Origin of the sequence: Bradyrhizobium symbiodeficiens (genome assembly GCF_002266465.3) — a bacterium.
In the GTDB taxonomy this organism is placed as follows: Bacteria; Pseudomonadota; Alphaproteobacteria; order Rhizobiales; family Xanthobacteraceae; genus Bradyrhizobium; species Bradyrhizobium symbiodeficiens.
Genome location: NZ_CP029427.2, coordinates 1,794,685 through 1,820,619, shown reverse-complemented (window position 1 = coordinate 1,820,619; position 25,935 = coordinate 1,794,685). Strand labels below are relative to the sequence as shown.

Genomic DNA, 25,935 nt, shown 5'->3' with positions numbered 1-25,935 from the left:
GCTACGTCAGCTTGCTTATAGGAGAAATTCCTCCGCCCGTCAGTGGCGCGGCGACAGACCCGCGATGACGAAATCGATCATCTGGTCGATGGTCGGGCCCGGCTTGGTGGCACATTGGGCGATCATCTGGGGGTGGAAGAACCGCATCATCGCGGTACAGGAGCAGAGCGCGGCCAGTTGGAGATCGGGTGCCTCGAAATCGCCCGAGGCGACGCCCTGAGCGATCATCTGGCCGACAAAGCCGCCAATACACTCCATGTGATTGACGCAAACCTGCCAATCCTCCTGCATTGCGATCTCGACCATCTCGTGCAACTTGTTGTCGCCGACATAGCGCTCGGTGTTCATGCGATGGATGGTGGTGAGCAGCTCACGGAAGCGCTCCGGCACCGGACCGGGCTTCGCCACGATCCGCTGCGCCTCGAGCTCGACCTCGCCCATCAAACCCCGCGCCACCGCCTGATGAATCGCCTTCTTCGATTCGAAGAAGCGATACACGTTGGCGGGGCTCATCCTGAGCTCCTTAGCGATGTCCCCGACCGTGGTCTTCTGGTAGCCGATCTGGCGGAACAGCCGCTCGGCCACCTCGAGAATACGATCCCGGGTGTCGCCTTCGATATGTTCCGCAACCAGTGTCATCTTTCAGGACTCGTTCGCCAGCACTTCATCTCACTTATTCAGCCGCTTCAGCAAGCGGAATTGCCGGATGTTCATCGCTGCCATGCTGCGGCGCGGCAGGCTGCTCGGGAGTACCCGCCTCGTCCAGGCTCTTCCGGAACCAAAGTGCATAGAGGCCCGGCAAATACAGCAGCGTCAGGAAGGTCGCGACGAACAGGCCACCCATGATGGTGATCGCCATCGGGCCCCAGAAGGCCGAGCGCGACAGCGGGATCATGGCGAGGATGGCCGCGAGCGCAGTCAGCACCACCGGGCGGGCGCGGCGCACGGTGGCCTCCACGATCGCCTCGCGTCGGGTCAGGCCGTGCGAGACGTCGGTCTCGATCTGGTCGACCAGGATGACCGTGTTGCGCATGATCATGCCGGCAAGCGCGATCAGGCCGAGCAGCGCCACGAAGCCGAACGGGGCATTGGCGACGTTGAGGCCGAAGGAGGCGCCGACGATGCCGAGCGGCGCGGTCAGGAACACCAGGATCAGGCGCGAGAAGCTCTGCAGCTGGATCATCAGCAGCGTCAGCATCACCATGACCATCAGCGGGAAGAGGACGAAGATCGAGGCGTTGCCCTTGGCAGATTCCTCGAACGCGCCGCCCGCCTCGATCCGGTAGGCCGGCTCGAGGTGGTCCTTGATCGCCTTCAGCTTCGGGGTGATCTGGCCCGTGACGTCGGGCGCCTGCACGCCGTCGACCACGTCGGAGCGCACGGTGATCGCCATGTCGCGGTTGCGCCGCCACATGATCGGCTCTTCGTGGGAATATTCGATCTTGGCGACCTGCTGCAGGGGCACGGCAACGCCGTTGCGCGAGGTGATGGTGAGATCGCCGACGCCGCCGAGGTCGAGGCGTTCGGACGGGACCGCACGGGCCACCACGCCGACCTTCTCGATGCCGTCGCGCACGGTCGTGACCTGCGAGCCCGAGATCAGCAGCGCGAGCGCCTGCGACACGTCCTGCGGGGTCAGGCCCAGGGCGCGGGCACGATCCTGGTCGACGACGAGCTTGAGGTAGGGCGACTGCTCGTTCCAGTCGAGCTGGACGTCCTTGACACTCTTGTTCTGCCGCATGACGTCGCGGACCTGGTAGGCGATCTCGCGCACCTTGTTGGCGTCGGGACCGATCACGCGGAACTGCACGGGGAAGCCGACCGGCGGGCCGAAGTTGAAGCGATCGACGCGGACGCGCGCCTCGGACAGCATGCCGTCCGCAACCGCGTTCTCGATCTTGGCCTTGACGCGCTCGCGCCCCTCGACGCCCTTGGCGACGATGACGATCTCGGCAAAGGCCTCGTTCGGCAACTGCGGATTGAGGCCGAGCCAGAAGCGCGGCGAGCCCTGGCCGACATAGGACGTGTAGGTCTCGATGTCCTTGTCGTCCTTCAGCAGCGTCTCGGCCTTCTTCACCGCCTTCTCGGTGACGTTGAAGGCGGTGCCCTCAGGCAGGCGCAACTGGAAGAACAACTCGGGCCGCTCCGACAGCGGGAAGAACTGCTGCTGGACATGGCCGAAGCCGACGACCGAGGCGATGAAGACGCCGACGGTCGCGACCACCACGGTGATGCGGTGATTGACACACCATTGCACGATGGCGCGCAGGCCCCGGTACATGCGGGTCTCGTAGACCGCGTGCGGATCGTGATTCTGGTGCACCTTGATGTTGGGCAGCAGCATGACGCCGATATAGGGCGTGAAGATCACCGCCACGAACCAGGAGGCGACCAGCGCGATCGCCACGATCCAGAAGATACTGCCGGCATATTCGCCGACCGCCGAATTGGCAAAGCCGATGGGAAGGAAGCCAGCGGCCGTGACCAGCGTTCCCGTGAGCATCGGAAACGCGGTAGATTCCCAGGCAAACGACGCCGCGCGCATGCGGTCCCAGCCCTGCTCCATCTTCACGACCATCATCTCGACCGCGATGATGGCGTCGTCGACGAGCAGGCCGAGCGCGATGATCAGCGCACCCAGCGTGATGCGGTGCAGGTCGAGCGACATCATGTTCATGACGATGAAGACGATGCCGAGCACCAGCGGCACCGACAGCGCAACCACGATGCCGGTGCGCCAGCCCAGTGCCAGGAACGAGACGAACAGCACGATGACGAGCGCTTCCATGAAGGAGTGCACGAACTCGCTGACGGCGTGCTCGACGACCTTGGGCTGGTCGGCGATCAGCTTGACGTCGATGCCCTGCGGCACCGCCTTCATGAATTCGGCCGTCGCCTTCTCGACCTCCTTGCCGAGCTCGAGGATGTTAGCGCCCTTGGCGGTGACGACGCCGATGCCGATCGCGGCCTTGCCTTCCTGGCGCACGACGAAGCTCGGCGGATCGACATAGCCATGGGTGACGGTGGCGATGTCGCCGAGGCGGAACACGCGGCCGTTGCTCTCGACCGGCGTTTCGGCGACGGCCTTGGCGCCGTCGAGGGCGCCGGTGACGCGCAGCGGCACGCGCTGCGAGGAGGTTTCGACCGTGCCGGCCGGCGTCACATTGTTCTGCTTGGCGAGCGAGTCGAACAGCGCCTGCGGCGTGATGCCGAGGGTGGCGAGCTTGGCGTGGGAGAACTCGACGAAGATGCGCTCGTCCTGATTGCCGTAGACGTCGACCTTGGTCACGCCGGGCACCTTCAGGAGGCGCTGACGGAAGCCTTCGGAAACCTTCTTGAGCTGGGCGTAGTCGGCGCCGTCGCCGGTCATCATGTAGAGGATGGAATCGACGTCGGAGAACTCGTCGTTGACGACGGGTCCCAGGATGCCCGACGGCAACTGGCCCTGCACGTCGGCGAGCTTCTTGCGCAGGAGATAGAAGAGGTAAGGCACGTCCTTCGGCGGCGTGGAGTCGCGGAAGGTGACCTGGAGCGCGGTGAAGGCGGGCTTGGAATAGGTCTGCACCTTCTCGAAATAGGGCAGCTCCTGGATCTTCTTCTCGATGGGATCGGCGACCTGGGTCTGCATCTCCTGCGCGGTCGCGCCCGGCCAGATCACGGAGACGTTGACCACCTTGACCGTGAAGAACGGATCCTCGGCCCGACCGAGCTTCTCGTAGGAGAAGAAGCCGGCGACGCCGAGCATGATCATCAGGAAGAGAACCAGCGTCGGATGGCTGACGGCCCAGGCCGAAAGGTTGAAGCGCTTCATCGCTCTCTCCGAAAAGACGATCCAATTGCCAAAATAACGACAGCCACTCAGTTCAAACCGTCATCGCGAGGCAGCGAAGCAATCCAGGGGGCTGGGCAGATTCTGGATCGCTTCGCCGCTTCAGCCTTCGCATTTGCGCTCGGGCCGAAACTCGCCTTGCAACGACGAACTCGAAAACGAGACTTAAAAGGACAGTGACGACACAACCCGCACCCGCTGGCCCGGATCGAGCTTCTGCACACCGAGGGTAACGATCTTGGCGCCCTCTTCCACACCGCCGGTGATGACGACGTCGTTGCTCTCGTAGGATTTCACTGCCACCGGCTTCAGCGTCAACGCGCCGTTATCGTCGACGACGAAGAAGGAGGGCTTGCCGCCTTCGTTGAACAAGGCCGACAGCGGCAGCCGCGCGACGCGCTCGGTGGCCGCGTCCGACAACGTCAGCGTCGCGGTCATGCCGAGCGAAACCTTGTCGTCGGCCTCCGGCAGCGAGAACTTCGCAAGATAGGTGCGCGTGGCCGGATCGGCCGTCGGCGCGATCTCGCGCAGCTTGGCCGTATACTTCTTGCCCGGCTCCGACCAAAGAGTGACGCTGGCGACGCCCGACTTGGCGCGTCCAACCAGCGTCTCAGGGATCGCGACGACCGCTTCCTTTTCGGCAAAGCGGGCGACGCGGATCGAAGCCTGGCCCGCGGAGACCACCTGGCCGGGCTCGATCAGCGTTGCGGTGACGACGCCACGGGCGTCGGCGTTGAGCGTCGCGTAGGAAAGGGAGTTCTTGGTCAGTTCGACCGCCCGCTCAGCCCGGTTCAGGCGCGCGCGGGCCTCGTCGGCCGAGGCGCGGCTCTGGTCGAGCTGGGCATCGGTGGTCCAGCCCTTGGCCTTCAGATCCTTGGCGCGCTGCTCGGCAGCGGCGGCCTGGGCCAGCACGCCGGTCGCGGCGGTCTGCTCGGCGACGGACTGCTCGGCCTGGAGCTTCAGGTCGACCTCGTCGAGGGTCGCGAGCGGCTGGCCGATTTCGACGGTCTGGCCGACTTCCACGAGCCGCTTGGCGACCTTGCCGGCGACACGGAAGCCGAGATCGCTCTCGATTCGCGGCCTGATGGTGCCGACGAAGCTGCGCTCCGGGGTCTCGGCATCATAATGCGCGGTTGCGACCAGAACCGGCCGCGGCGGCTCAGCCTTCTCGGCGACGGTGTCATTGCACCCGGCCAGCGCAGCCGCCATCAGGGCTAACGACACACCTGCCAACAGCCTGGAATAGCTCGACAAAACCGACCGGACGAACATCTAAGGACACTCCTGCATCGCGATTGAGAGCAATGTCGACTAATCACTGATGAAAGTCAATAATCGTCAGTTATCAGGAATGCGTGATCGTTAAGGGGTGGTAAGGGTCGAAAGAACCATGGTGAGGTAGGTGCCCTGATAGGGCTGAGCACAGGTCCGTAGCCTGGATCATCCAGGCTACGCGACGGTGGGGATTGCCCTCTACCGCCCCTGCTCGGCGAACTCATGCTTGCTGTCGTGGCCACCGACGAACGCCAGGATGCCGGCGATCAGGGGCAGCGCAGCGAGCACCAACAGGCCGGTCGAGGTCTGGCCGGTGGCTTCCTTGACCCAGCCGATCAGGTACGGCCCGCCGAAGCCGGCAAGGTTGCCGATCGAGTTGATCAGGGCGATGCCGCCCGCTGCCGCCGTGCCGGAGAGCCAGGCGGTCGGCAGGGTCCAGAACACACCGAAGCAGCAGAACACGCCGATCGCGGCCACCGTCAGTACCACCATCGTCATGGTGGGATCCGTGAGGAAGCTGGAGACGGCGAGCGCGACGGCGGTGAGCAGCAGCGGCGCGCCGACATGCTTCACGCGTTCGCGCGTGGCATCGGAATGCCGCGCCCACAGGATCATGGCGATCGTGCCGAACAGATACGGGATCGCGGTGACGAAGCCGGTCTGCGCGTTGGTCAGCCCGAAAGCCTTGACGATCTGCGGCAGCCAGAACTGCATGCCGTAGAGCGCGCCGACGAAGCCGAAATAGATCAGGCTGAGCGCGATCACCTTCGGCGAGGACAATGCCTCGCCGAGCGAAAGGTGCTTCACCGCTTGCTTGGCCGCGATTTCCGAATCGAGCTTCGCCTTCAGCCACGCCTTCTGCTCGGCCGACAGCCAATCCGCCTTCTCCGGCTTGTCGGTGAGATAGAACCAGGTAACGATGCCGAGCAGCACCGAGGGAATGCCTTCGATGATGAAGAGCCATTGCCAGCCCTTCAGGCCCATCGCGCCGTCGAGCCCGAGCAGCAGGCCCGAGATCGGCGCACCGATCACGGTCGAGACCGGCACGGCGATGGCGAAGGCCGCAAGGAAGCGGGCGCGATATTCGGCCGGATACCAATAGGTGAGATAGAGGATTATGCCGGGAAAGAAGCCGGCCTCGGCGACGCCGAGCAGGAAGCGCAGGACGTAGAAGCTGGTAACACCGCTCGTGAGCGCCATCAGCGCCGAGATGATGCCCCAGGTCACCATGATGCGGGCGATCCAGCGGCTGGCACCGAACTTCTCGAGCGCCAGATTGCTCGGCACCTCGAAGATGAAATAGCCGATGAAGAAGATGCCGGCGCCCCAGGAGAAGATCAGCGGCGTGAACTTCAGCTCCACATTCATGGTCAGCGCGGCGAAGCCGAGATTGACGCGGTCGAGATAGGAGAAGAAGTAGGCCAGCACCAGGAACGGAATCAGGCGCCAGGAGATGGCGCGGATCGTCGAAGTCTCGATGTCCGACTTGTTGAAGTTCTTGGCGCCGCCGGCGGAACCGGCATAAGTGGTGGTCTGGCTCATGGCTTCCCCCGGGTTGTTGCTTTTATGGGCAGGTTGCGGTTTTCAGCATCGTGGCCAAAGAGTCAATGGAGCAAGCAATGCACGGGACGCAACCGGATAAACCTGTTGCGCTGTTACGGACATCGCTGACCCGCGCCGCCCTCGCGCTCGCGGTGATCGCCTGTGGACTGTCCCTGCGCTGGTACGGCTTTCCGATCGGCCTGCCTGCGTTCATCGTGAAGTATGGCGGCTCACTGTTGTGGGCCACGATGGTGTTTCTGCTGGTCGGGGCTCTGCTGCCGCGCCTCACCCGGACGCAGATTGCGGCGGTCGCGGCGATGATCGCCGTCGTCGTCGAGTTCTCCCGCCTGGTGCACACGCCATGGCTCGATGCGTTCCGGCTGACCACGGCCGGCGCGCTGCTGCTCGGGCGCATCTTCTCGCCGTGGAATCTGGTGGCCTACGCTGTCGGGATTGTGTTCGGCGCTTGGATCGCGCGTCTCGCCGAAGTGGAATCTACTCCGCCAATTGAAACCGCTCGAAACGATCGAGCTCGCCCTCGATCTTCTGCTTGAGCTCCTTGCGCCCCGCCGTCTTCTTGCCCTGCCCCACCCAGGTCCATTTCTGCATCAGCAGCTTCTTCGCCTGCCGATCGGTCTTCAGATCGAGCGCGGCGACGATCTCGTCGCCGACCAGCACCGGCAGCGCAAAATAGCCGAGCTTGCGTTTGGCCTTCGGCACATAGGCCTCGAACAAATGGTTGTAACCGAAGATGAGATTGGTGCGCTTGCGCTGGATGATCAGGGGATCGAACGGCGAGAGGATGTGGACGAGGTCGGGCGAGACCACCCCGCTGGTCGCCTCGAGCGTGGCCGGCGCCGCCCAATGCTCCTGCTTGCCGGCACCTTCGATCGCGACAGGCACGAGCTCGCCGCGGCGGACGCGGGAGGCGATCAGGCCGGCCACTGCCTTCTTGCGCGGCGCATCGAGGTGGCAGACGGAATCGAGGCTCACTACGCCTTGCGACCGCAATGCGCGGTCGAGCAGATAGGTCGTAATCTCCTTAGCGGACGCCGGCCTGGGGAGCTTGTCCCAATCGAAATGACGCGTCATCAGCTCGTAGGTCTTGAGCATGCCCTGCCGCTCGCTGATGGTCACGGCGCCTGTATAGAAGGCGAGCTGCAACGCCCGCTTCGACGGCTTGCGGCTCTGCCACAGATGCTCCTTCTCGGTGAGCACGTCGTCCTCGATATCGCGGATCGTCAGCGGCCCGGCACGCACCAGCCGCATCACCTTGCGCGTGTCCGCAGGCTTCACCGAGGCGAACCATTTGTGCCCTTCGCGGCGATGCTCGCGCATCGCCGGCAGGAAGAAACGGAAGTCGCCGGCGGGCACGTAGGAAAGCGCGTGCGTCCAATACTCGAACACGCTTCTGTCGACGCTCTGGGCGTGGCGCAGATCGGCGCGCCGGTAGGACGGGATACGGCTGAACAGGATGTGATGGTGGCAGCGCTCGATGACGTTGATGGTGTCGATCTGCACGTAGCCGAGATGGGCGACCGCATCTGCGACGGCCTGTGCTCCCTCGCCGAACGGGGCGCGTTCATCCAGCCGCTGGGCTTGCAGCCAGATCTGCCGGGCCTGTGACGTGGTGAGGGGAAGCGATTTGGGCGCGCGTGACATTGCAGAACGCAATGTAGCGGGATTCGCGCCGGGAGAAAGAACCTGACCGGAACCTGCAATGAAAAAGCCGCGCTGCCATCTGCTGACAGCGCGGCCGGTTGCAGCGGCCGAAGCCTACTTCGCCATCATGGCCTTCTGCGACTTCATCGTCGAACAAGGAAATGGCCATGGCCAACACCGGCATGAGCAATGGCAAGATGAAGAGCGCGTGCATGCACTACAACGGGGCTGCCGGAGCCAAGGCCCGCGCACCTCAACGTGATTTCAATCACCCGAGGACCGCCGCCGCCTGAACCCGCACCGCGGCGAGTGCGACCACTGCTATTGGTGCGATCGGCCCCGCCCCCCGGGGGTAACGGCGAAACGCGCCGGTCCGACGTCCGGAACGCCCGGAAATGCGCCAGGATCGGCCCTGAAGCGGCTGTTGCCACCGTGACCAAGATCACATCAGGGCCTTTGAACCTGCCCTATGCTCGCAGCATCAAATCGCTATCAGGCGAAACAGCGAGGATACGACAATGACCCGTTTTGATAAGTTCCTTGGACTGAAGGTGATAACTCTCTCCGCCGCGCTGTCGATGACGGCGGGCCTGGCTCTGGCCGGTGACAACAACGTCTCGACAGGCCAGATCCTGGATGCACTGAAGCCGAAGCCGGCGACCCGCGGCCTGTCCGCCGGTCCGCAGGCCGATCCGGCGATGCAGGCCAAGGAATCGACATTCCTGAACACTGTGCGTAACCGCTCGACCCGCTCGCTCTCGACCGGTGAGCGCGAGCAGATTGCCGAGCTCGCCGCGACCAAGCCGAAGATCGATCTGGAGATACAGTTCGACTACAACTCGGCCGATATCGCCAAGACCTCGGTGCCCTCGGTGCAGGCACTCGGCAAGGCGCTGTCCGATCCGGCGCTCAAGGGCTCGACCTTCGTGGTCGCCGGCCACACCGACGCGACCGGCGGCGAAGAGTACAATCAAGGTCTCTCCGAGCGCCGCGCCGACACCATCAAGAAGTACCTGGTGCAGAACTACGGCCTCAACGGCACCGATCTCGTCACCGTCGGCTACGGCAAGACCAAGCTGAAGGATACCGCCAACGGCGCCGACCCGATCAACCGCCGCGTCCAGGTCGTGAACATGGACACCAAGACCGCATCGAAATAATTTCTCGATTTGATCGCGACCGAAGACACGCCGCCTGCCGCCCCCGCAGGCGGCGACGTCATATCCAGCTCTGGAACAGCATCAGCCGGCTGAAGCTCCGCATCGTGGTGCCGATGAAAGCCGCCGAGATCGGCAGCATGACCGCAAAACCGATCGCGGCGGTTCCGACATAGGCCCAGAGCAGCCAGCGCGGCAGCCCGTCCCGGCGCAGCACGTAGACCAGCGCAAGCGACGCTGCGGTGGCGGCCGGTAGATAATAGTAGATGAAGCCCAGCGTGCGCGGCAGCAATGCCCAGGCGAGCCAAGGACCGAAATAGAACGCCGCGATCAGGAACGCATCCCACCGGCGCAGCACGATGAAATCGCGCAGCACGAGCACGAGCGCGAGCAGAGCGGGCCACAGCACCAGCGGATTGCCGAGGAAGACGATCGCGGAGATGTTGTCCTCCCCCGTCTTGTCGAACAGGAACCACACCGGGCGTGCGAGCAGCGGCCAGGATGGCCACGCGCTCATATAGGTGTGGCCGGCGATCGCGGTCGTGGTGTTGTCGGCAAAGATCCGGCGCTGCGCCTCGATCAGATCCGGCAAGGACACCCCGTAGAGTGGAACGAAGGTCGCAAGATATGTCATCGCCGGCAGGACGGCGAAGCACAGCGCCACATGATGCAGCCTCAAGCCGGGCCACAGGTCCGGCCGGTACCAGTCGTCCGGCTTCGCGTCGGCGAACAGCGTGCGCCAACCCTGCATCAGGCGGATCACCGCGACGATGACGATGCAGACGCCGAGCGGAAACAGGCCACTCCATTTGCAGGCTGCCGCCAGGCCGAACAGGCTGCCGGCGAGCGCGAACAGCGCCTGCGGCCGCTCGCGTCGAAAACCATGCATGAAGGCCGCGGTCGCGAGCAGACCGAAGCCGAGCGCAAAGATGTCCAGCATGGCGATGCGCGCCTGCACGTAGAGCATCTGGTTCAAGGCGGCGATCAGCGCCGCGGCGATTGCCGGCCCCTGCGCGGAGAACAGCGCGAGGCCGGCCAGATAGATCGCGACGATCGCCAATGCGCCGAACAATGTCGCGGGATAACGCCAGCCAAGCGCGTTGTCGCCGAAGGCCGCGATCGAGGCCGCGATCAGCTCCTTGGCCAGCGGCGGATGCATCGGATTGAGCATCGGCTGCGACATCGCCGGTGCCAGCATCTGCCGCGCCGCCGGCACATAGTGCACCTCGTCGAAGACGAACTTCTCCGGCATCGTCAGTCCGATCAGCAGCGCGAGATGGACAGCTAGGAAAATAGCGACAGCAACCACTGCGCTTCGCGACACTCTCGGAACTGCGGACCGTTCAAGCGGCTGCTGTGGGGATATTTTGCGTGGCAAATTTGCGTCACCGCGGACAAAAAAAGAGATCGTGGTTTTCATTGAACGCATTCTGCCGCAACTGTCACTAAGCATAACGCACGTCCACGCCGCTTGTGATAATTTCGCCACATCAGAAACGCGCGCGATCCGGTACGATCAGGGACACATCGATCGGTTGTGAAATGAATTTGCGTTTCTGGCTTTTCCCCACCTTGTTGTCGGCCGCATTGTGCGCGGCGCCTGCCGCGTCGGCGCAGACGCGCGTCGGCGAAGCCGTCGTGATCCAGAACGAAGTCGTGCGCGTGGCCGCGACGGCCACACCGATCAGTGTCGGCGACAGCATGCTGCGCGACGAGACCGTGCGCACCGGCGCCGACAGCGCCGCGCGCTTCGTGATGGCCGACAGCACCAATCTGTCGCTCGGTCCGAGCGCCACGCTCAAGCTCGACCGCACCGTCTTCAACGACGAGCACAGCTATCGCGACGTCGCGATCCGCATGACCACCGGCGCGTTCCGCTTCGTCACCGGACATTCCGAGAAGACCGCCTACAAGATCACGACGCCCCTTGCCACCATCGGCGTACGCGGCACCACGCTCGACATCCTCTCGCAGCGCGGACGCTCCGTCGTCGTGCTTCAGGACGGTGCGGCCAGCGTCTGCACGACGGGTTCACAATGCGTGCAGCTAACCCAGCCGGGCGACACCGCAATCATCACATCGACCGGCGGCAAGGTCTCGATCACCAAGACCAACACGCCGCCCTGGACCTTCGCCGCCAATTGCGCCGCGAGTGCCGGGCTGTGCGCGGTGAACCAGTACGCCGACGCCTCGCCGACCATCACGCCCGCCGTCCAGGACGACGGCATGCTGTGCGGTCGCTGACGATGCGAAACCTGGCAAGACAGTTCGTGAGACGGGCCGCGCTCCTTCTGGCTGTTGCATTGTGCTCGGCCGCGCTTGGCATCGGTTCGGCCGCCGCTCAATCGCCCTCGCCCTCCCCCTCCCCCAGCCCCTCGCCTTCTCCGTCGCCCACGCCAAACCCCTATCCGTCGCCCAGCCCGACACCGACCGGCGCCGATTCCAGCGGCAATTCGATCGGCGGCCTCGCCAATCAGCGCTTCAACCAGATGATCACCAACCGCGTGCTCGGCACGGTGCTGCTCGGCGTCAACGAGCAGGTCAATTGCGGCGACTGCGTCAGTGCGTTCGGCTCGGCGGGCTCGTTCTCCGCCGGCATCCATGGCCGCAAGGCGCTGACCAACAATCTGTCGCTGCTCGCCGGCATCGCCTACACGCAATACAACGAGGGTGGCTACAAGATCACGAGCGCGCCGATCGGCGCCTTCGCGCTGCGTTACGACTTCACCGACTGGGGCTCGTCACGCCCGTTCTTCGACGTCGGCACGATCCTGACGCCGTGGGAGAAGGCCCGCTACACGCGCAGCTACGATACCAGTCTCGGCCCGGTGAGCGTGACCAGTTCGACCAACGCCTCGAACTACGCCGTCTACGGCCGCGCCGGCTGGATCAGTCGCCTCTCGCCACGCGACGAGGTCGCCGCCTCGATCGAAGTCTGGCAGCTCTGGCAACGCGTGTCGGGCTACACCGACAGCGCGGTGGCTTTCAATCCATTCGATGCCAGCATCGCGAGCGGTACCGACCGCACCAGCCTGGTCAAGATCGGCGGCCAGTGGACACACCTCTTCGGCAGCAACATCGAGACCAACATCAATGGCGGCTGGGTGCAGTCGTTTGCGAGCCATAGCGGCATCGTCGCCACCGTGACCGGCGACGGCACGGTGGTGCCGACCATGGGCAACCAGGGCTGGTTCGAATATGGCGGCCGGCTCGGCTTCCGCGTGCAGAAGGGCTGGATCGTGGACCTCTTCGCCAACGGCACGCTCGGCCCGCAGCCCGTCGGCACTACCATCCACGGCGGCATCGGGCTGCGGATTAATTATTAGCGGCTCGCACGGATCTTGTAGGGTGGGCAAAGCGGAGCGTGCCCACCACCTTTCTCAACCGGATACGGATGGTGGGCACGGCGCAAGAGCGCCTTTGCCCACCCTACGGGACCTGTGTCGCCGTCACGCTGCCGACTTGCCCTCGAACGCGCGGCGTAGCACGTCGACATCCAGCTTCACCATCTTCATCATGGCCTGCACCGCGCGCGCCGCCGCTGCCTTGTCCGGGCTCGACAGGAACTCGAACATCACTTTCGGCACCACCTGCCAGGCCACGCCCCAGCGATCCCTGAGCCAGCCGCACTGTTCCTCCTTGCCGCCATCGGCCAGGAAGGCATTCCAGACGCTATCGACCTGGGCCTGGTCATCGCAATGGATCATCAACGAGATGGCGTGGGTGTACTCCATCTTCATGCCGCCGTTGAGCGCGACCAGCGGCTGACCGGCGACCGTGAACTCGACCACGAGCACGGAGCCCTCCTTGCCGGAGGGGCCATCCGATACGTTGCGCTGAACGTGCGTGATCGCCGAATTCGGCACCAGCGAGACATAGAACTTCGCGGCTTCCTCGGCATCGCCGTTGAACCACATGCAGGGTACGACCTTGGACATCTTGAATGCTCCTCCCAGGTTTAGCGTTCAAATGAGCTGATCAGGCATTTGCCGTGGCGGGCTGCGGAGGGACAGCCGCCATGTCCATCCAGTTCACACCCCACATATGGCCGTCCGGATCTTCGAAGCTGCGGCCGTACATGAAGCTGTATTCGTCCTTCGGACTGGGATCGGCCATCCCGCCCGCCGCCTCGGCCTTGCCGACGATCGCGTCGACCTCGTTGCGGGTGTCGGCGGACAGGCAGAACAGCGCCTGGTTCGAGGTCTTTGCATCGGAGATGGGCTTCGGCGTGAACTGACGGAATTTGTCGTGGGTCGTCAGCATCACGTAGATGGCCTCGGAAAAGACCATGCAGCACGCCGTGTCGTCGCTGAATTGCGGGTTCCGGGTCGCGCCGACCGCTTCATAAAAGGCGGTCGCACGCTTGAGATCGGTCACCGGCAGATTGAGAAAAATCATCCTGGGCATCGGAAGCTCCTTGGGCGGGTTCTGCCCAAGGACGGATAGGCCGACGGCCACCCGACACCGCGTCCGGATATTTTTCGAGGTCACCCCGCCCGGTTCTGCCCAACAGAACCGGCGGGCGACCGTCAGGTCTTACTTCTTCTCGTTCGGATCCCGGTGGACGGGATCGATCCACAGCACGGTCTCGGGCTTCTCGACCGGCTCGATGTCGAGGTTGATCGCCACCGCCTCGCCGTCGCTGCGCACCAGCACGCATTCCAGCACCTCGTCTGGACTGGCGTTGATCTCCTGATGCGGCACGTAAGGCGGGACGAAGATGAAATCGCCGGGGCCGGCTTCCGCGGTGAATTGCAGGCTCTCGCCCCAGCGCATCCGCGCCTTGCCCTTCACGACATAGATGACGCTTTCGAGATGGCCGTGGTGATGCGCGCCGGTCTTGGCGTCCGGCTTGATGCTGACGGTGCCGGCCCACAATTTCTGGGCGCCGACGCGCGCAAAATTGATCGCGGCCGCGCGGTCCATGCCTGCCGTCGACGGCACGTTGGTATCGAGCTGGTTGCCGGGAATGACGCGCACGCCGTCATGTTTCCAGCGATCGTCGTGATCGTGGTCATGGTGGGAATGCGAATGGTCATGGCCGGTCATGGGACTTGCTTTCTGTTGGTTCCGTGCGCGGCAACCTAACCCGAAGCCGCGCTGGCGAGCCATACCAAAATTGGAACCCTCGTAGCTGCGGGACGTTGTCCATGCGAGAAAAATGGAAGGAGAGTTTCATGGGTAGCACGACCGACAAGATCAAGGGTAACGCCAACGAGGCGATCGGCAAGGCCAAGCAGGGCATCGGTGAAGCCACCGGTTCCGACCGCCTGAAGGGCGAAGGCGTGATTCAGGAAGTGAAGGGCAAGGGCCAGCAGGCCATGGGCGATGCCAAGGACGCCGCAAAGGACGCGATTGATCGCGCAGCGGCGGGGGCCAAGCGCGCGACGGAATGACGCGCGGCATCTGAAAGCGAGAAGACCGGCCGAGAGGCCGGTCTTTTTGTTTGTCTTGCTCTCTCCGGCCTGGCCGCTACGCGTCACTTCACCCCAAGCAATTCCACGTCGAACATCAGCGTCGCGTTTGGCGGGATCACGCCGCCGGCGCCGCGGGCACCATAACCGAGCTGCGGCGGGATGATGAGCGTGCGCTTGCCGCCGACTTTCATCGAGGCGACGCCCTCGTCCCAGCCGGCGATGACACGGCCCTTGCCGATCGGGAATTCGAACGGTTCCTTGCGATCGACGGAGCTATCGAATTTCTTGCCCTTCTGGCCGTTCTCATAGAGCCAGCCGGTATAGTGCATCACGCAGATCTGGCCGGGCTGCGGCGAGGCGCCGGTGCCGACGGTGGAATCGATGATCTGCAAGCCTGAAGCTGTGGTCATGGTCTTTCCTGCGGTCTGGGCCGAGGCCGTGGTGGAAACGAAATGCGACACGCCTGCGATCACCGTGATCGCGAGTGCCGACATCAGGGTGAGGAGTGCGCGCTGGAAACGCTGCATAAGGCACCTTCCGTTTGAGGCGGAAGGTGTCTAGCGCAATGCGGTGGTCGTTTCCAGCCCCGCTGGAGCCTCCGCTCAATAGCCGAGCGCGCAGCCGTCCTTGCGCGGATCGGAGCCGCCGGTGAGCGTGCCCTTGTCCCAGTCGATCCAGATCGCCTGCGCGCCGCCGAGCGGGCCGACCACGCTGGTGGTCTTGTGGCCGAGCTTCTTCAAGCCATCGACGATCGCAGCCGGCACGCTGTCCTCGAGCTGATACTGACCCTCGTAGTGCAGGCCGCGCGGCATGTCGATCGCCTCCTGCACGTCGCAGCCATAGTCGAGGATGTTGGTCACGACGCGGGTCTGGCCGACCGGCTGGTACTGTCCGCCCATCACCGCGAACGGCATCACCGAGCGGCCACCCTTGGTGAGCAGGCTCGGCATGATCGTGTGCAGCGGCCGCTTGCCGCCGGCGATGCAGTTGGGGTGGCCCGGCTGGATCCGGAAGCCACCGGCCCGGTTCTGGAACAGGACGCCGGTCTTGTTCGAGACGATCGCCGAGCCGAAGGAATGCGCGATCGAGTTGATGAACGAGCAGACGTTGCGGTCCTTGTCCACGACAGTGATGTAGATCGTCGACGGATTCATCGGCGGTGCGACGTTCGGCAGGTCGAGCATGCCGTCCATGCGGATCTTGGCGATGTGCTCGTCGCAGAATTCCTTGGCGAGGATCTTGGCGACCTCAACCTGCATGTGGTCGGGATCGGCAACGTGCAGCTCGCGGTGCATGTAGGCGATGCGCGCGGCCTCGGCTTCGAGATGGAAACGCTCGACGCTGAGAGGGGCGTATTTCGTCAGGTCGAACCGCGACAGGATGTTCAGCATCAGCAACATGGTGAGGCCGGGTCCGTTCGGCGGGCACTGCCAGACGTCGTAACCCTTGTACATGGTGCCGATCGGCGTCGTCGTCTCGGTGGTGTGCGCGGCGAAATCGTCGAGCGTGTGCAGGCCGCCGATGCCCCTGAGGGTCTCGACCATGTCTTCCGCGATCGCACCCTTGTAGAAGGCGTCGCGGCCGTCCTTGGCGATTGCACGCAGCGTCTTGCCGAGCTCGGCCTGGCGGATGACGTCGCCGGCCACCGGCGGCTTGCCGCCCGGCAGCAGGTAACGCACGGTGTTGGTGCCGCCCTTCAGCTTCTCGAACTGGTTCTTCCAGTCGAAGGCGATGCGGGGGGCGACGACGTAGCCTTCCTCGGCCGCCTTGATCGCGGGCTGGAGCAGCCGGTCGAAGCCGAACTTGCCGTGATCGCGCAAGACGGTCGCGAAGGCGTCGATCACGCCGGGGATCGAGACCGCATGCGCCGAGGTCAGCGGCACCGAGTTGATCTTGCGCTCGATATACCAGTCGGCATTCGCCGCCTTCGGCGCCCGACCCGAGCCGTTGTAGGCGACGATCTTGCCCTCGCCGCGCGGCTGGACCAACGCGAAACAGTCGCCGCCGATGCCGGTCGATTGCGGCTCGATCACGCCGAGCAGGGCCGAGCCCGCGACCGCCGCATCCACCGCGGTGCCCCCTTCGCGCAGCACCTCGATCGCGGCGAGCGAGGCCTGCGGATGCGAGGTCGCGACCATTGCGTTGGTGGCGTGGACCGTGGACCTGCCTGGGAAATGAAAGTTTCTCATCGAATTCTTGCTCTCTTGGCCCGTGGCGCGGACGGCGCGCCATCTCGGAAAAAACCGGGGTTACATGACACATTCCGGCGGCCTTCGGCAATGCTGGCATACCAGGGAAATGGCTGCCATCCGCTGGGCGTATAGACCTTTCGAGGCCGACCGCCATGCGGGTTTTCCGGGCGCCGGCAGCCTGCTAAACGGGCGGCCATGTCTGATCCGGATTCGATCATCAAGGTCGCCGCCTTCTACCAATTCGCCGCCCTCCCGGATTACCGCGAGCTGCGCGAGCCGCTGCGTGCGTTCTGCGCCGGCCTCCAGCTGAAGGGCAGCGTGCTGCTGGCGCAGGAGGGCATCAACGGCACGCTCGCCGGGGCGGCGGAGGCGATCGACGCCCTCGCCCATGAGCTGGCGCACGGCGACATGTTCGGTGGCAGGCTGAACAATCTCGAATTGAAGTTCTCGGCCGCCGAAGCCATGCCGTTCGGGCGGCTGAAGGTGCGGCTGAAGAAGGAGATCGTCACGCTCGGCGATACCGCCACCGATCCGACCCGCCAGGTCGGCACCTATGTCGATGCGCGCGAATGGAACGCGCTGATCTCGGCGCCCGACATACTGCTACTCGACACCCGCAACGCCTTCGAGGTGGCGATGGGAACGTTCGAAGGCGCCGTTGATCCCGGCATCAGGAGCTTTGGCCAGTTCAAGGATTTTGCCGCAGTCGGGCTCGATCCCGCAAAGCACCGCAGGATCGCGATGTTTTGCACCGGCGGCATCCGCTGCGAGAAGGCGAGCTCCCATCTGCTCGCGCGCGGCTTTGCCGAAGTCTATCACCTCAAGGGCGGCATTCTCAAATATCTGGAAGAGGTGCCGGAGGCGCAAAGCCGCTGGCGCGGCGAATGCTTCGTGTTCGACGAGCGCGTCGCGCTCAGCCACGGCTTGCGCGAACGGAGCTTGCTCGAACAGGATATGGGACACGGCCGTGACGAATGAGATCAGGACGCTCGCCGAGCGCATCGACACGCTGGAAACACGCCTCGCCTATCAGGACGACGCGATCGAGACGTTGAACCAGACCATCACCGCACAGTGGAAGCAGATCGACCTGCTGACGCGGAAGATCACAGAGCTCGGCGAGCGGCTGCAGGAGGCCGAGGCCAATGCGCCCGGGCCAGCCAACGAACCTCCGCCGCATTATTGAGCCGTCTACTGGCCGGATGCCTTCGGCAGCAGGTTCATGAGTTCGCCGGACATCATCAGCCGGTCGCGGCCTGCGTCCTTGGCGGCATAGAGTGCCCGGTCGGCAGCTTCGACGAGCGAGGACACGCCCGCCGTACGCTCCAGCGCCGGCCGGCAGGTCGCGCCGCCGACCGAGGCGGTGACGCACCCGGACTCCGGGTTGGCGGCATGAACGAGGCCGGCTTGGTGGATGGCACTGCGGATCCGTTCGCCGACCTGGGCGCAGCCTGCGGGATCGGTGTTCGGCAGCAGCATGGCGAATTCCTCGCCGCCATAGCGCGCCGCCAGATCGCCGGTGCGCTGCGTCTCGGCCGCGATGATCTTCGCGACCAGACGCAGGCAGGCATCGCCCGCGGGATGGCCGTATTCGTCGTTATAGGCCTTGAAGTGATCCACATCGATCATCAGCAGAGCAAGGCTGGAGCGGTCGCGATAGGCGCGCGCCCATTCCTCTTTCAGCCGCTCGTCGAAGCGGCGGCGATTGGCAAGGCCGGTGAGGCTGTCCTCGATGGCAAGCGTCTCGAGCCTGGTTTCCAGCTTCTTTTGCTCGGTGATGTCGCGGGTGATCGCGACCACGCCGTCGACGCGGCCGTCGTCCTTGCGTGTCACCCGCATGGTCGATTCAAGCCAGACCTCGCTGTTCTGCCGGTGCGAGTGGCGATAGGTGAACCGAGCCTCCTCCCGGTCGCCACGCTTCATGGCATCGATGGTCGCCTGGACCTCCGGCAGATCCTCCGGATTGATGCCCGCAAGCGCAAGTGTGCCGATCAGTTGGTTTGCGCGCCAGCCGACGACCCGCACGGACGAGGGCGAGACATAGCGCAACCGCTCGTCGAGCCCGATGCTGGTCACCATGTCGCTGGAGCCTTCCGCGAGCAGGCGGAAATGCGCCTCCTTCTCGACCAGGGCCGCGGCCATGCGCTGGCCGCGCTGCATCTGCCGCACCAGCACAGCGCCGATGACCGCAATCAGCATCACCAACGCGATGACGTAGAGCATGCGGGAGATTGCCGCGGCTCGCCAGGGCGCGAGCAATTCCTCCTTGTCCAACGTGGCCAACAGGACCAGCGGATAGCGGCTGCTGCGCTTGAAGAAGCTGAGACGTTCGGAACCGTCGAGAGGCGACTTGAAATGGTAGACGCCGCTCGGCCGTTGCAGGCTGGCATCGCGGAACAGCGCGGTGTCGGCCACGCTGCGGTCGACGAACTTGTCGTTGCTGGGATTGCGCGCGATGATCAATCCGTCGCCGTGCATCAGCGCCGCGGAGCTGTTGCGGCCGATCTCGAATTGCTCGTAAAAGTGCGCGAGATAATTGGAACTGATGGTCGCGAGCACCACGCCGCCGAAGCTGCCGTCCGGCTTGTTGAAGCGGCGCGACAGGGTGACCACCCATTCGCCTTCGAGCAGGCTCTTCACGGGATGACCGACATAGGGCTCGCGTTTCGAGGACAGCTGATGATACCGGAAGAACGCGTCGTCGCTGAGCGTCGAGCCGACCGTGCCGGGCGAGGTCAGCCAATTGCCCTGGTCGTCGATGACGGCGATGCCATGAATGCGCGGGACGGCTTTCCTACGCACCTCCAGGACGTTGCCGAGCTTTGTAATGGTCGCAGGGCCGGTGCCGTCCATCTCCAGCCGGCTCACGACGCCGACGACGCCGGAATCCAAGAGATCGAAGCTGTCCTCGGCGTGCTGGGTCAGCGAACGGGCCACGTTCGCCATCTCGGTCTCGGCACCCCTGAGCACCGCGTCGCGCGCGGCCCATTCGCGCCAGCCGCTGACACCGAGGATGGTCGCGCAGGTCAGCACGACGAATGCCGCCGCGCGCAACGGCAGACGGCTCCATCCAGCTCGTTGGGCAGTAGCGCTCATGCGGCAGAATTCTCCGATGTTTCGGAACCTCTGCCGCTTCTGTTATTGAACCCTGAAATTACCGCCGGAATGCGCCGCGATATCCCGGTTTTCCGTAGTCCTACGGACGCAAGGATCGGCGCATCGCTAACAGGGCATTAGCAAACTGATCGGAATCCGGCCTCGCCCTCCGCTAGCTGAAGATGGCCTTAACCTTGTCCCAGAGCGAAGGATTGTCAGCATCCGCATCCGCCTTCGAGGGCGTCGGCTGGGTGGCGCTGACGGGATCGGACGCCGGGAAGCTATCCTTCAGCCCGGCGTCGAGCTTGCTGTGGCGGTCGGCAGCGAGCGCTTCGTGCAGATCGTCGGCGTGCTTGTCGTGCGGCGCGGGATTGAATGTCTCAGCCATGGTGTCCTCCATCGGTGGGTCAACGCGGCCCGATTGCGCTGGTTCCCCTGTTCCGCTGAGGGCCATAGCGGTGTATCAGGAGCCGTAACCTTGGTCAGGACCATTCGTGCCCCAATCTGCGACGAAACCTTTCATCGACGTGCTCTCCGGCCAGCGCCAGAGCATCCCGCCCCTGTGGATGATGCGGCAAGCCGGCCGCTATCTGCCGGAATACCGCGAGGTCCGCGCCAAGGCCGGCGGCTTCCTCGACCTCTGCTTCAACCCGGAGCTTGCGGCCGAGGTGACGCTGCAACCGATCCGCAGGTTCGGCTTCGATGCCGCGATCATCTTCTCGGACATCCTGGTGATCCCCTATGCGCTCGGGCGCTCGGTGCGATTCGAGGTCGGCGAGGGCCCGCGGCTGGATCCGCTGGATGATCCCGCGAAGGTCGCAACGCTCGCCGCGCGCGCCGACTTCGGCAAGCTCGAGCCGGTGTTCGAGGCGCTCAAGCTCGTGCGCACCGCGCTCGATCCCAAGACCGCGCTGATCGGCTTCTGCGGCGCGCCGTGGACGGTTGCGACCTACATGGTCGCGGGCCAGGGCACGCCCGACCAGGCGCCCGCGCGGATGATGGCTTACCGGCATCCGGAGACGTTCGCGAAAATCATCGACGTGCTGGTCCAGAACTCGATTCAATATCTGCTGTTGCAGCTCGAAGCCGGCGCCAATGCCTTGCAGATTTTCGACACCTGGGCCGGCGTGCTGCCGCCGGCCGAGTTCGCGCGCTGGTCGGTCGAGCCGACCCGGCGCATCGTGGAGGGCGTGCGAGCCAAGGTGCCGAATGCGAAGATCATCGGCTTCCCCCGCGGCGCCGGTGCGCAATTGCCGGCCTATGTCGAGGCGACCGGCGTCAACGCGGTCAGCATCGACTGGACTGCGGAGCCGGGCTTCATTCGCGAGCGCGTGCAAAGCAAGGTCGCCGTGCAGGGCAATCTCGATCCATTGGTGCTGATCACGGGCGGCGCCGCGCTCGACCGCGCGGTGGACGATGTGCTGGCGAATTTTGCGCAAGGGCGCTTCATCTTCAATCTCGGCCACGGCATCCAGCCGGAGACGCCGATCGCCCATGTCGAGCAGATGATCAGGCGCGTACGGGGCTAGTTCGCTCACCCCCAACAGGGAGTGAAAGCAAAAAACGCGAAAACAACCCCATGCGCAGTAGACAAGTCATTGAAAAAGCTGGGCGGCGTGACCCGGCTCAGACGTGCTTTTGACACGTCGGGCAAAACGGGATCACGCTTGGATAACCGCCTACGTCATCAGTGAACGGTGCGGCGCCCAAAGGCGGCGGTCCGGTCTTTCAAGGCCATGATCGAAAGCTGCGCGGTCGTCTTGACGCCGGCCTTCTGCAAGATCCGGGCGCGGTGATCCTCGATCGTTCGCGGGCTGATGCCGAGCTTCCGCGCAATCGCCTTGCTCGATGACCCCGCGATCAGATGATCCAGGACCTCGCACTCGCGCCTGGTGAGTCCTCGCGATTGCTTGAAATGGTCCAATGGACCCGCTGAATGCACAGGCTGACCGGCGCCGGCTGACTCGATCCGCGCAACCAGGTCTGCCGGACTGAATGGCTTCTCGACGAAATCCGCCGCTCCGATCCGAAGCGCGTGCACGGCGGTCGGGATATCGCCCTGCCCCGAGACCATGAGTATCGGTGCCGGACAGGTTCGATCGGTCAGTCGTCCAAGAACGTCCAGTCCCGATCTTCCCGGCAGGCAGAGATCGAGAAGAATGCAGGCTGGCGAGGCATGGCGGGACTTCGCAATCAGTGCTTCGCCATCGGCAAAGAAAACCGGCTGATAGCCCGCTTTCTCGAGGACGACCTTCAGCATCGCGCGCGTCGTCAGATCGTCTTCGAGAATGAATATCTCGTTCTCAGTCATCGTCGTCGCCTTTTCCGTTCAGACCGCGACTGCTATGCGCCGGACGCCGCGGCAGGAAAAGCGAAAGTCACCAAGACGGTTCGCGGCCAAATAACGAGAAGTTTACGTGAAATTGCACCGGATTAGGCCGGAATTAACGCACTCAGCGCGGCCGGCTGCGCTCGATGATCTCGGCGGCGCCCTTCGTCAGCAGATCCAGACCCACCGCACGGCCGAGCTCGCGCGGGCGATTGGCGGGGCCTTCGCGCGAAGCCTCGATGATGGTGTTGCCGGAGAGATCGAGCACGGATGCCGTCAGCGACATCTGATCGCCCGCAATGGTCGAGAAGCCCGCCACCGGCGAATTGCAGTGGCCGTTCAGCACCCACAAGACCTCGCGCTCGGCATCCGCCGAGGCATGCGCGTCGGGATCGTCGATCGACGACAGTATCTGGCGCGTCTGCCAGTCCTGCGCCGCGCATTCGACGGCGACGATGCCTTGCCCCGCCGCCGGCAACATCTCCACTGCTGTGAATTCGTACGCGATGCGGCCGGCGAAGCCGACGCGATCGAGGCCCGAACGTGCCATGATCAGCGCATCGGCCGGTCCCACAGCGCCGCCATCCGGCAGGCGCTGCTTCTCGCCATTGTCGAGCTTTCGCACGCGCGTGTCGGCAGCGCCGCGGAAGTGGATCACCTCTACATCCGGAAACAAGCGGCGCGCGTAAGCGGCGCGGCGGACGGCATTGGTGCCAATCTTGAAGCCCTTGCCGCGGGACTGGCGCAGCGCCTCCAGCGTCACGCCATCGCGCAGCACCAGTGCGTCGTTGGGCGGATCGCGCGACAGCGTGGCGCCGATGACGAGTCCGGGCGTATCCTCGTTGCCCGGCATGTCCTTTAGCGAGTGCATCGCCGCCTGCAATTCGCCCGAGAGCACCGCGGCGCGGATCTGCGCCACGAAGGCGCCGCCCTTGCCGCCATGCGGCAGCAGCTTGCTGGTCTGGTCGAGATCGCCCGTGGTGTCGAATTTGACGATCTCCACGTCGAGGCCGGGCACGGCGGCGGTCAGGCGGCGCGCGATCTCTTCCGTCTGGGCCAGCGCCATCGCGCTCTTGCGGGTGCCGATCTTCAGTCGCGTAACCAAACCGTCTGCTCCTTCTCGCGCGGGTTTACCGCGCATCCTCCAATATCATGTCGGAGGCCTTTTCGGCGATCATGATGATCGGCGCGTTGGTGTTCCCCGATACGAGGTCCGGCATGACCGAGCCGTCGACCACGCGAAGGCCTTCGAGCCCCCTCACCTTCAGCCGCTGGTCAACCACCGCGAGCGCGTCATTGCCCATACGACAGGTCGAGGTCGGATGGTAGATGGTGCTGCCGCGCTCGCGGCAATAATCCAGCAGCTCGGCGTCCGTGGATACCTTGGTCCCGGGATCGTACTCGCCAGCCACGAACGGCTTCAGCGCCGGCGCATTCAATATCTTGCGCAGGATCTTCAGGCCCTCGACGTTGGTGCTGCGGTCGGTCTCGGTCGACATGTAGTTGATGCGGATTTCCGGCGGCACCGTCGGATCGGCGCTCCGGATGCGCAGGGACCCGCGGCTTTCGGGGCGGAGCTGGCACACCGACGCCGTGAAGCCGGAGAAGTCATGCAGCTTCTCGCCCATCTTGTCGGTCGAGAACGGCAGGAAGTGGACCTGAATGTCGGGCGAGGCCAGCCGCGGGCTGGTCTTGAAGAAGGCGCCCGCCGTGCCGGCCGCAATCGTCAGCCAGCCTTTCCGGAACAGCGCGTAACGCGCGCCGGCCATGGTGCGGCGGAGCGGATGATTGACGGTGTCGTTCAGCGTGATCTTCTGCGAGCAGCGCATCACGATGCGGACCTGCATGTGATCCTGGAGATCGTGACCGACGCCCGGCGCGTCCAGCACGACGTCGATGCCATGCTTGCGCAAGAGGTCGCCGGGGCCGACGCCGGAGAGCTGCAGCAGCTGCGGCGAATTGTAGGCGCCGCTCGACAGCACGATCTCCCTGCGCGCGCGGGCGCGGCGGATTTGTACGCCTTGCCGATATTCGACGCCGACGGCGCGGCGACCCTCGAACAACACGCGCTGGCCGAGCGCGGAGGTTTCGACCTTGAGATTGCCGCGGGCCTTTGCCGGGCCGAGATAGGCCACCGAGGTCGAGGCACGGCGGCCGTTGCGTGTCGTGGTCTGGAACAGGCCGACGCCTTCCTGCGTGGCGCCGTTGAAATCGGGGTTGTAGGGCAGACCGGTCTCGACTGCGGCGTCGATGAAGGCCTTTGACAACGGATCGGTCACGACCATGTTCGAAACCGGCAACGGACCGCCACTGCCATGATATTGATCGGCGCCGCGCGACTGGTTCTCAGCCTTCTTGAAATAGGGCAGCACGTCGTCATAGCCCCAGCCGGTGTTGCCGAGCTGGCGCCAGCGATCATAGTCCTCGTGCTGGCCACGGACATAGAGCAGGCCGTTGATCGAGCTCGAACCGCCCAGCGTCTTGCCGCGCGGCTGAAACACCTGGCGCCCCTTCAGCTCGGGCTCCGGCTCGGTCTGGTACATCCAGTTGACGGTCTTCTCCTTGAACAGTTTGCCGTAGCCGAGCGGCACGTGGATCCAGATGTTGGAATCCTTCGGGCCGGCCTCGAGCAGCAGCACGCTGTGCTTGCCGTTCGCCGAGAGCCTGTTGGCGAGCACGCAGCCGGCGGAGCCGGCGCCGACGATGATGTAGTCGAATTCGGGATCGGACGGCGTGAGGGAAGAAGTTGCGTTCATGCGTTACTGTTCTTCTTGTTGGTGTGGGCGTTTCCGCTCCGTCACTAGCACGTCATGGCTTGACGCGCAGCGCCTCGACCAGCGACTTGAACGCACGGGCATATTCCGCGCCGGCCCTTGCGATATCGGCGCGTCCGGCGCAGGCAACCGCGGCCTCCGTCACCGCGCCGAGCAGCAGGCGGGCGAGCGGTTCGACCGGCTGCTTTGCGATCAGTCCGGCCTCCATCGCCACCGAAAGCGCACGCGGCAGCTTGCCGCCGAAATGCCGGGCGTCGATCTCGCGCCAGCGCTCCCAGCCGAGCACGGCCGGGCCGTCGCGCAGGATGATCTGGCCGGTCGGGCCCTTTGCAGTCGCCGCGAAATAGTGCTGCGTGCCCGCGACCATCGCCGCGAGCACGTCCTTCTCGGCGCGCGCGGCACCGTCGATCTCGGCGACGAGGTCGCGCGAGACCTGGTCGAATACCGCTTCGAACACCGCCTCCTTGGTCTTGAAGTGATGATAGACCGCGCCCTTGGCGACATGGGCTGCTTCCGCGATCTCGTCCATGGTGGTGGCCGCAAAGCCCCGCGTCCCGAACAGGCGGCGCGCCGCCGTCAGGATCGCCTCCGATGTCGCCGCCCGCCGCTCCGCCTGTTTCGCCATGGGTCTCGTCTAGTCGAATTCTCCTTAGCCGGCCAGT

The 25,935-nt window shown here is 64.5% G+C and carries 26 protein-coding genes; 9 read left to right on the top strand and 17 right to left on the bottom strand.

Translation table 11 applies throughout. The features are described from left to right. Window positions 1-39: 39 nt before the first annotated feature. The 4 genes from CIT39_RS08320 to CIT39_RS08305 all read right to left on the bottom strand — a co-directional run bounded on the left by CIT39_RS08320 (window position 40) and on the right by CIT39_RS08305 (window position 6,646). Window positions 40-639 (bottom strand): TetR/AcrR family transcriptional regulator, encoded by a 600-nt coding sequence (locus CIT39_RS08320; RefSeq protein WP_094975780.1) that lies wholly within the window; start codon window positions 637-639, stop codon window positions 40-42. A 34-nt stretch (window positions 640-673) separates the two neighbouring features. After that, window positions 674-3,811: an efflux RND transporter permease subunit gene (locus CIT39_RS08315; RefSeq protein ID WP_094975781.1), complete on the bottom strand. Its 3,138-nt coding sequence runs from the start codon at window positions 3,809-3,811 to the stop codon at window positions 674-676. 183 nt (window positions 3,812-3,994) lie between these two features. Then, the gene (locus CIT39_RS08310) at window positions 3,995-5,101 is read right to left on the bottom strand and encodes an efflux RND transporter periplasmic adaptor subunit (RefSeq protein ID WP_094975782.1); all 1,107 of its coding nucleotides are present in this window, start codon (window positions 5,099-5,101) and stop codon (window positions 3,995-3,997) included. Window positions 5,102-5,302: 201 nt separating this feature from the next. Beyond that, a complete protein-coding gene (locus tag CIT39_RS08305; protein WP_094975783.1) occupies window positions 5,303-6,646 on the bottom strand; it encodes an MFS transporter in 1,344 nt (447 codons plus the stop codon). Between the two features lie 77 nt (window positions 6,647-6,723). Between CIT39_RS08305 and CIT39_RS08300 the strand changes: the two genes are divergently transcribed. Further along, a complete protein-coding gene (locus CIT39_RS08300) occupies window positions 6,724-7,200 on the top strand; it encodes a ribosomal maturation YjgA family protein (RefSeq protein WP_244607544.1) in 477 nt (158 codons plus the stop codon). On the opposite strand, the gene CIT39_RS08295 is transcribed toward CIT39_RS08300, so the two are convergent. After that, the gene (locus CIT39_RS08295) at window positions 7,142-8,308 is read right to left on the bottom strand and encodes a winged helix-turn-helix domain-containing protein (protein WP_094975784.1); all 1,167 of its coding nucleotides are present in this window, start codon (window positions 8,306-8,308) and stop codon (window positions 7,142-7,144) included. The genes CIT39_RS08300 and CIT39_RS08295 overlap by 59 nt on opposite strands. 58 nt (window positions 8,309-8,366) lie before the next feature. Here CIT39_RS08295 and CIT39_RS08290 point away from each other — a divergent pair, with 58 nt between their 5' ends. Together CIT39_RS08290 and CIT39_RS08285 are read left to right on the top strand one after the other, a co-directional pair. Continuing rightward, window positions 8,367-8,570, top strand: a complete 204-nt coding sequence (locus CIT39_RS08290) for a hypothetical protein (protein WP_162308315.1) — start codon at window positions 8,367-8,369, stop codon at window positions 8,568-8,570. Between the two features lie 256 nt (window positions 8,571-8,826). Continuing rightward, on the top strand, window positions 8,827-9,468 hold the full coding sequence (locus CIT39_RS08285; RefSeq protein ID WP_094975786.1) for an OmpA family protein: 642 nt from the start codon (window positions 8,827-8,829) through the stop codon (window positions 9,466-9,468). A gap of 58 nt (window positions 9,469-9,526) precedes the next feature. On the opposite strand, the gene CIT39_RS08280 is transcribed toward CIT39_RS08285, so the two are convergent. Further along, entirely contained in the window at window positions 9,527-10,885 is a 1,359-nt protein-coding gene (locus tag CIT39_RS08280) for a phospholipid carrier-dependent glycosyltransferase (RefSeq protein WP_244607543.1), read from the bottom strand. A gap of 122 nt (window positions 10,886-11,007) precedes the next feature. On the opposite strand from CIT39_RS08280, the gene CIT39_RS08275 reads away from it, so the two are divergent. Next, a complete protein-coding gene (locus tag CIT39_RS08275) occupies window positions 11,008-11,709 on the top strand; it encodes a FecR family protein (protein WP_162308411.1) in 702 nt (233 codons plus the stop codon). 2 nt (window positions 11,710-11,711) lie between these two features. Beyond that, window positions 11,712-12,791, top strand: a complete 1,080-nt coding sequence (locus CIT39_RS08270) for a hypothetical protein (protein ID WP_094975789.1) — start codon at window positions 11,712-11,714, stop codon at window positions 12,789-12,791. Between the two features lie 123 nt (window positions 12,792-12,914). Here the strand turns inward: CIT39_RS08270 and CIT39_RS08265 are convergent, their stop codons facing one another. From CIT39_RS08265 to CIT39_RS08255, 3 genes are all read right to left on the bottom strand, one after another. Next, window positions 12,915-13,403 carry a VOC family protein gene (locus CIT39_RS08265; RefSeq protein WP_094975790.1) on the bottom strand — a complete coding sequence of 163 codons (489 nt, stop codon included), beginning with the start codon at window positions 13,401-13,403 and terminating at the stop codon, window positions 12,915-12,917. Between the two features lie 40 nt (window positions 13,404-13,443). Continuing rightward, window positions 13,444-13,872, bottom strand: a complete 429-nt coding sequence (locus tag CIT39_RS08260; RefSeq protein WP_094975791.1) for a VOC family protein — start codon at window positions 13,870-13,872, stop codon at window positions 13,444-13,446. Window positions 13,873-14,001: 129 nt separating this feature from the next. Then, window positions 14,002-14,514, bottom strand: coding sequence for a cupin domain-containing protein (locus CIT39_RS08255; RefSeq protein ID WP_080137629.1), 513 nt, complete (start codon window positions 14,512-14,514; stop codon window positions 14,002-14,004). A 128-nt stretch (window positions 14,515-14,642) separates the two neighbouring features. Here CIT39_RS08255 and CIT39_RS08250 point away from each other — a divergent pair, with 128 nt between their 5' ends. Next, a complete protein-coding gene (locus CIT39_RS08250) occupies window positions 14,643-14,861 on the top strand; it encodes a CsbD family protein (protein WP_094975879.1) in 219 nt (72 codons plus the stop codon). Between the two features lie 83 nt (window positions 14,862-14,944). Here the strand turns inward: CIT39_RS08250 and CIT39_RS08245 are convergent, their stop codons facing one another. Together CIT39_RS08245 and ggt are read right to left on the bottom strand one after the other, a co-directional pair. Further along, entirely contained in the window at window positions 14,945-15,409 is a 465-nt protein-coding gene (locus tag CIT39_RS08245; protein WP_094975792.1) for an FKBP-type peptidyl-prolyl cis-trans isomerase, read from the bottom strand. Window positions 15,410-15,484: 75 nt separating this feature from the next. Then, complete coding sequence (ggt, locus tag CIT39_RS08240) at window positions 15,485-17,071, bottom strand: gamma-glutamyltransferase (RefSeq protein ID WP_094975793.1); 1,587 nt, start codon at window positions 17,069-17,071, stop codon at window positions 15,485-15,487. A gap of 198 nt (window positions 17,072-17,269) precedes the next feature. On the opposite strand from ggt, the gene trhO reads away from it, so the two are divergent. Both trhO and CIT39_RS08230 read left to right on the top strand, forming a co-directional pair. Continuing rightward, the gene (gene trhO, locus CIT39_RS08235; RefSeq protein WP_094975794.1) at window positions 17,270-18,052 is read left to right on the top strand and encodes an oxygen-dependent tRNA uridine(34) hydroxylase TrhO; all 783 of its coding nucleotides are present in this window, start codon (window positions 17,270-17,272) and stop codon (window positions 18,050-18,052) included. Then, window positions 18,042-18,260, top strand: coding sequence for a SlyX family protein (locus CIT39_RS08230; protein WP_094975795.1), 219 nt, complete (start codon window positions 18,042-18,044; stop codon window positions 18,258-18,260). The genes trhO and CIT39_RS08230 overlap by 11 nt, the downstream gene beginning before the upstream one ends. 5 nt (window positions 18,261-18,265) lie before the next feature. Here CIT39_RS08230 and CIT39_RS08225 read toward each other — a convergent pair whose 3' ends face one another. Together CIT39_RS08225 and CIT39_RS08220 are read right to left on the bottom strand one after the other, a co-directional pair. After that, window positions 18,266-20,170, bottom strand: a complete 1,905-nt coding sequence (locus CIT39_RS08225) for a sensor domain-containing diguanylate cyclase (RefSeq protein WP_094975796.1) — start codon at window positions 20,168-20,170, stop codon at window positions 18,266-18,268. 172 nt (window positions 20,171-20,342) lie between these two features. Continuing rightward, a complete protein-coding gene (locus tag CIT39_RS08220; RefSeq protein ID WP_162308410.1) occupies window positions 20,343-20,558 on the bottom strand; it encodes a hypothetical protein in 216 nt (71 codons plus the stop codon). Window positions 20,559-20,664: 106 nt separating this feature from the next. On the opposite strand from CIT39_RS08220, the gene hemE reads away from it, so the two are divergent. After that, the gene (gene hemE, locus CIT39_RS08215; protein ID WP_094975798.1) at window positions 20,665-21,699 is read left to right on the top strand and encodes a uroporphyrinogen decarboxylase; all 1,035 of its coding nucleotides are present in this window, start codon (window positions 20,665-20,667) and stop codon (window positions 21,697-21,699) included. Between the two features lie 158 nt (window positions 21,700-21,857). On the opposite strand, the gene CIT39_RS08210 is transcribed toward hemE, so the two are convergent. The 4 genes from CIT39_RS08210 to CIT39_RS08195 form a co-directional block, all read right to left on the bottom strand. Continuing rightward, a complete protein-coding gene (locus CIT39_RS08210) occupies window positions 21,858-22,430 on the bottom strand; it encodes a response regulator transcription factor (RefSeq protein ID WP_408612839.1) in 573 nt (190 codons plus the stop codon). Between the two features lie 193 nt (window positions 22,431-22,623). Further along, window positions 22,624-23,604 (bottom strand): hydroxymethylbilane synthase, encoded by a 981-nt coding sequence (gene hemC / locus CIT39_RS08205; protein WP_094975800.1) that lies wholly within the window; start codon window positions 23,602-23,604, stop codon window positions 22,624-22,626. Window positions 23,605-23,629: 25 nt separating this feature from the next. Beyond that, window positions 23,630-25,255: a GMC family oxidoreductase gene (locus CIT39_RS08200; protein ID WP_094975801.1), complete on the bottom strand. Its 1,626-nt coding sequence runs from the start codon at window positions 25,253-25,255 to the stop codon at window positions 23,630-23,632. A 52-nt stretch (window positions 25,256-25,307) separates the two neighbouring features. Continuing rightward, a complete protein-coding gene (locus CIT39_RS08195) occupies window positions 25,308-25,898 on the bottom strand; it encodes a TetR/AcrR family transcriptional regulator (RefSeq protein ID WP_094975802.1) in 591 nt (196 codons plus the stop codon). Window positions 25,899-25,935 lie beyond the last annotated feature (37 nt).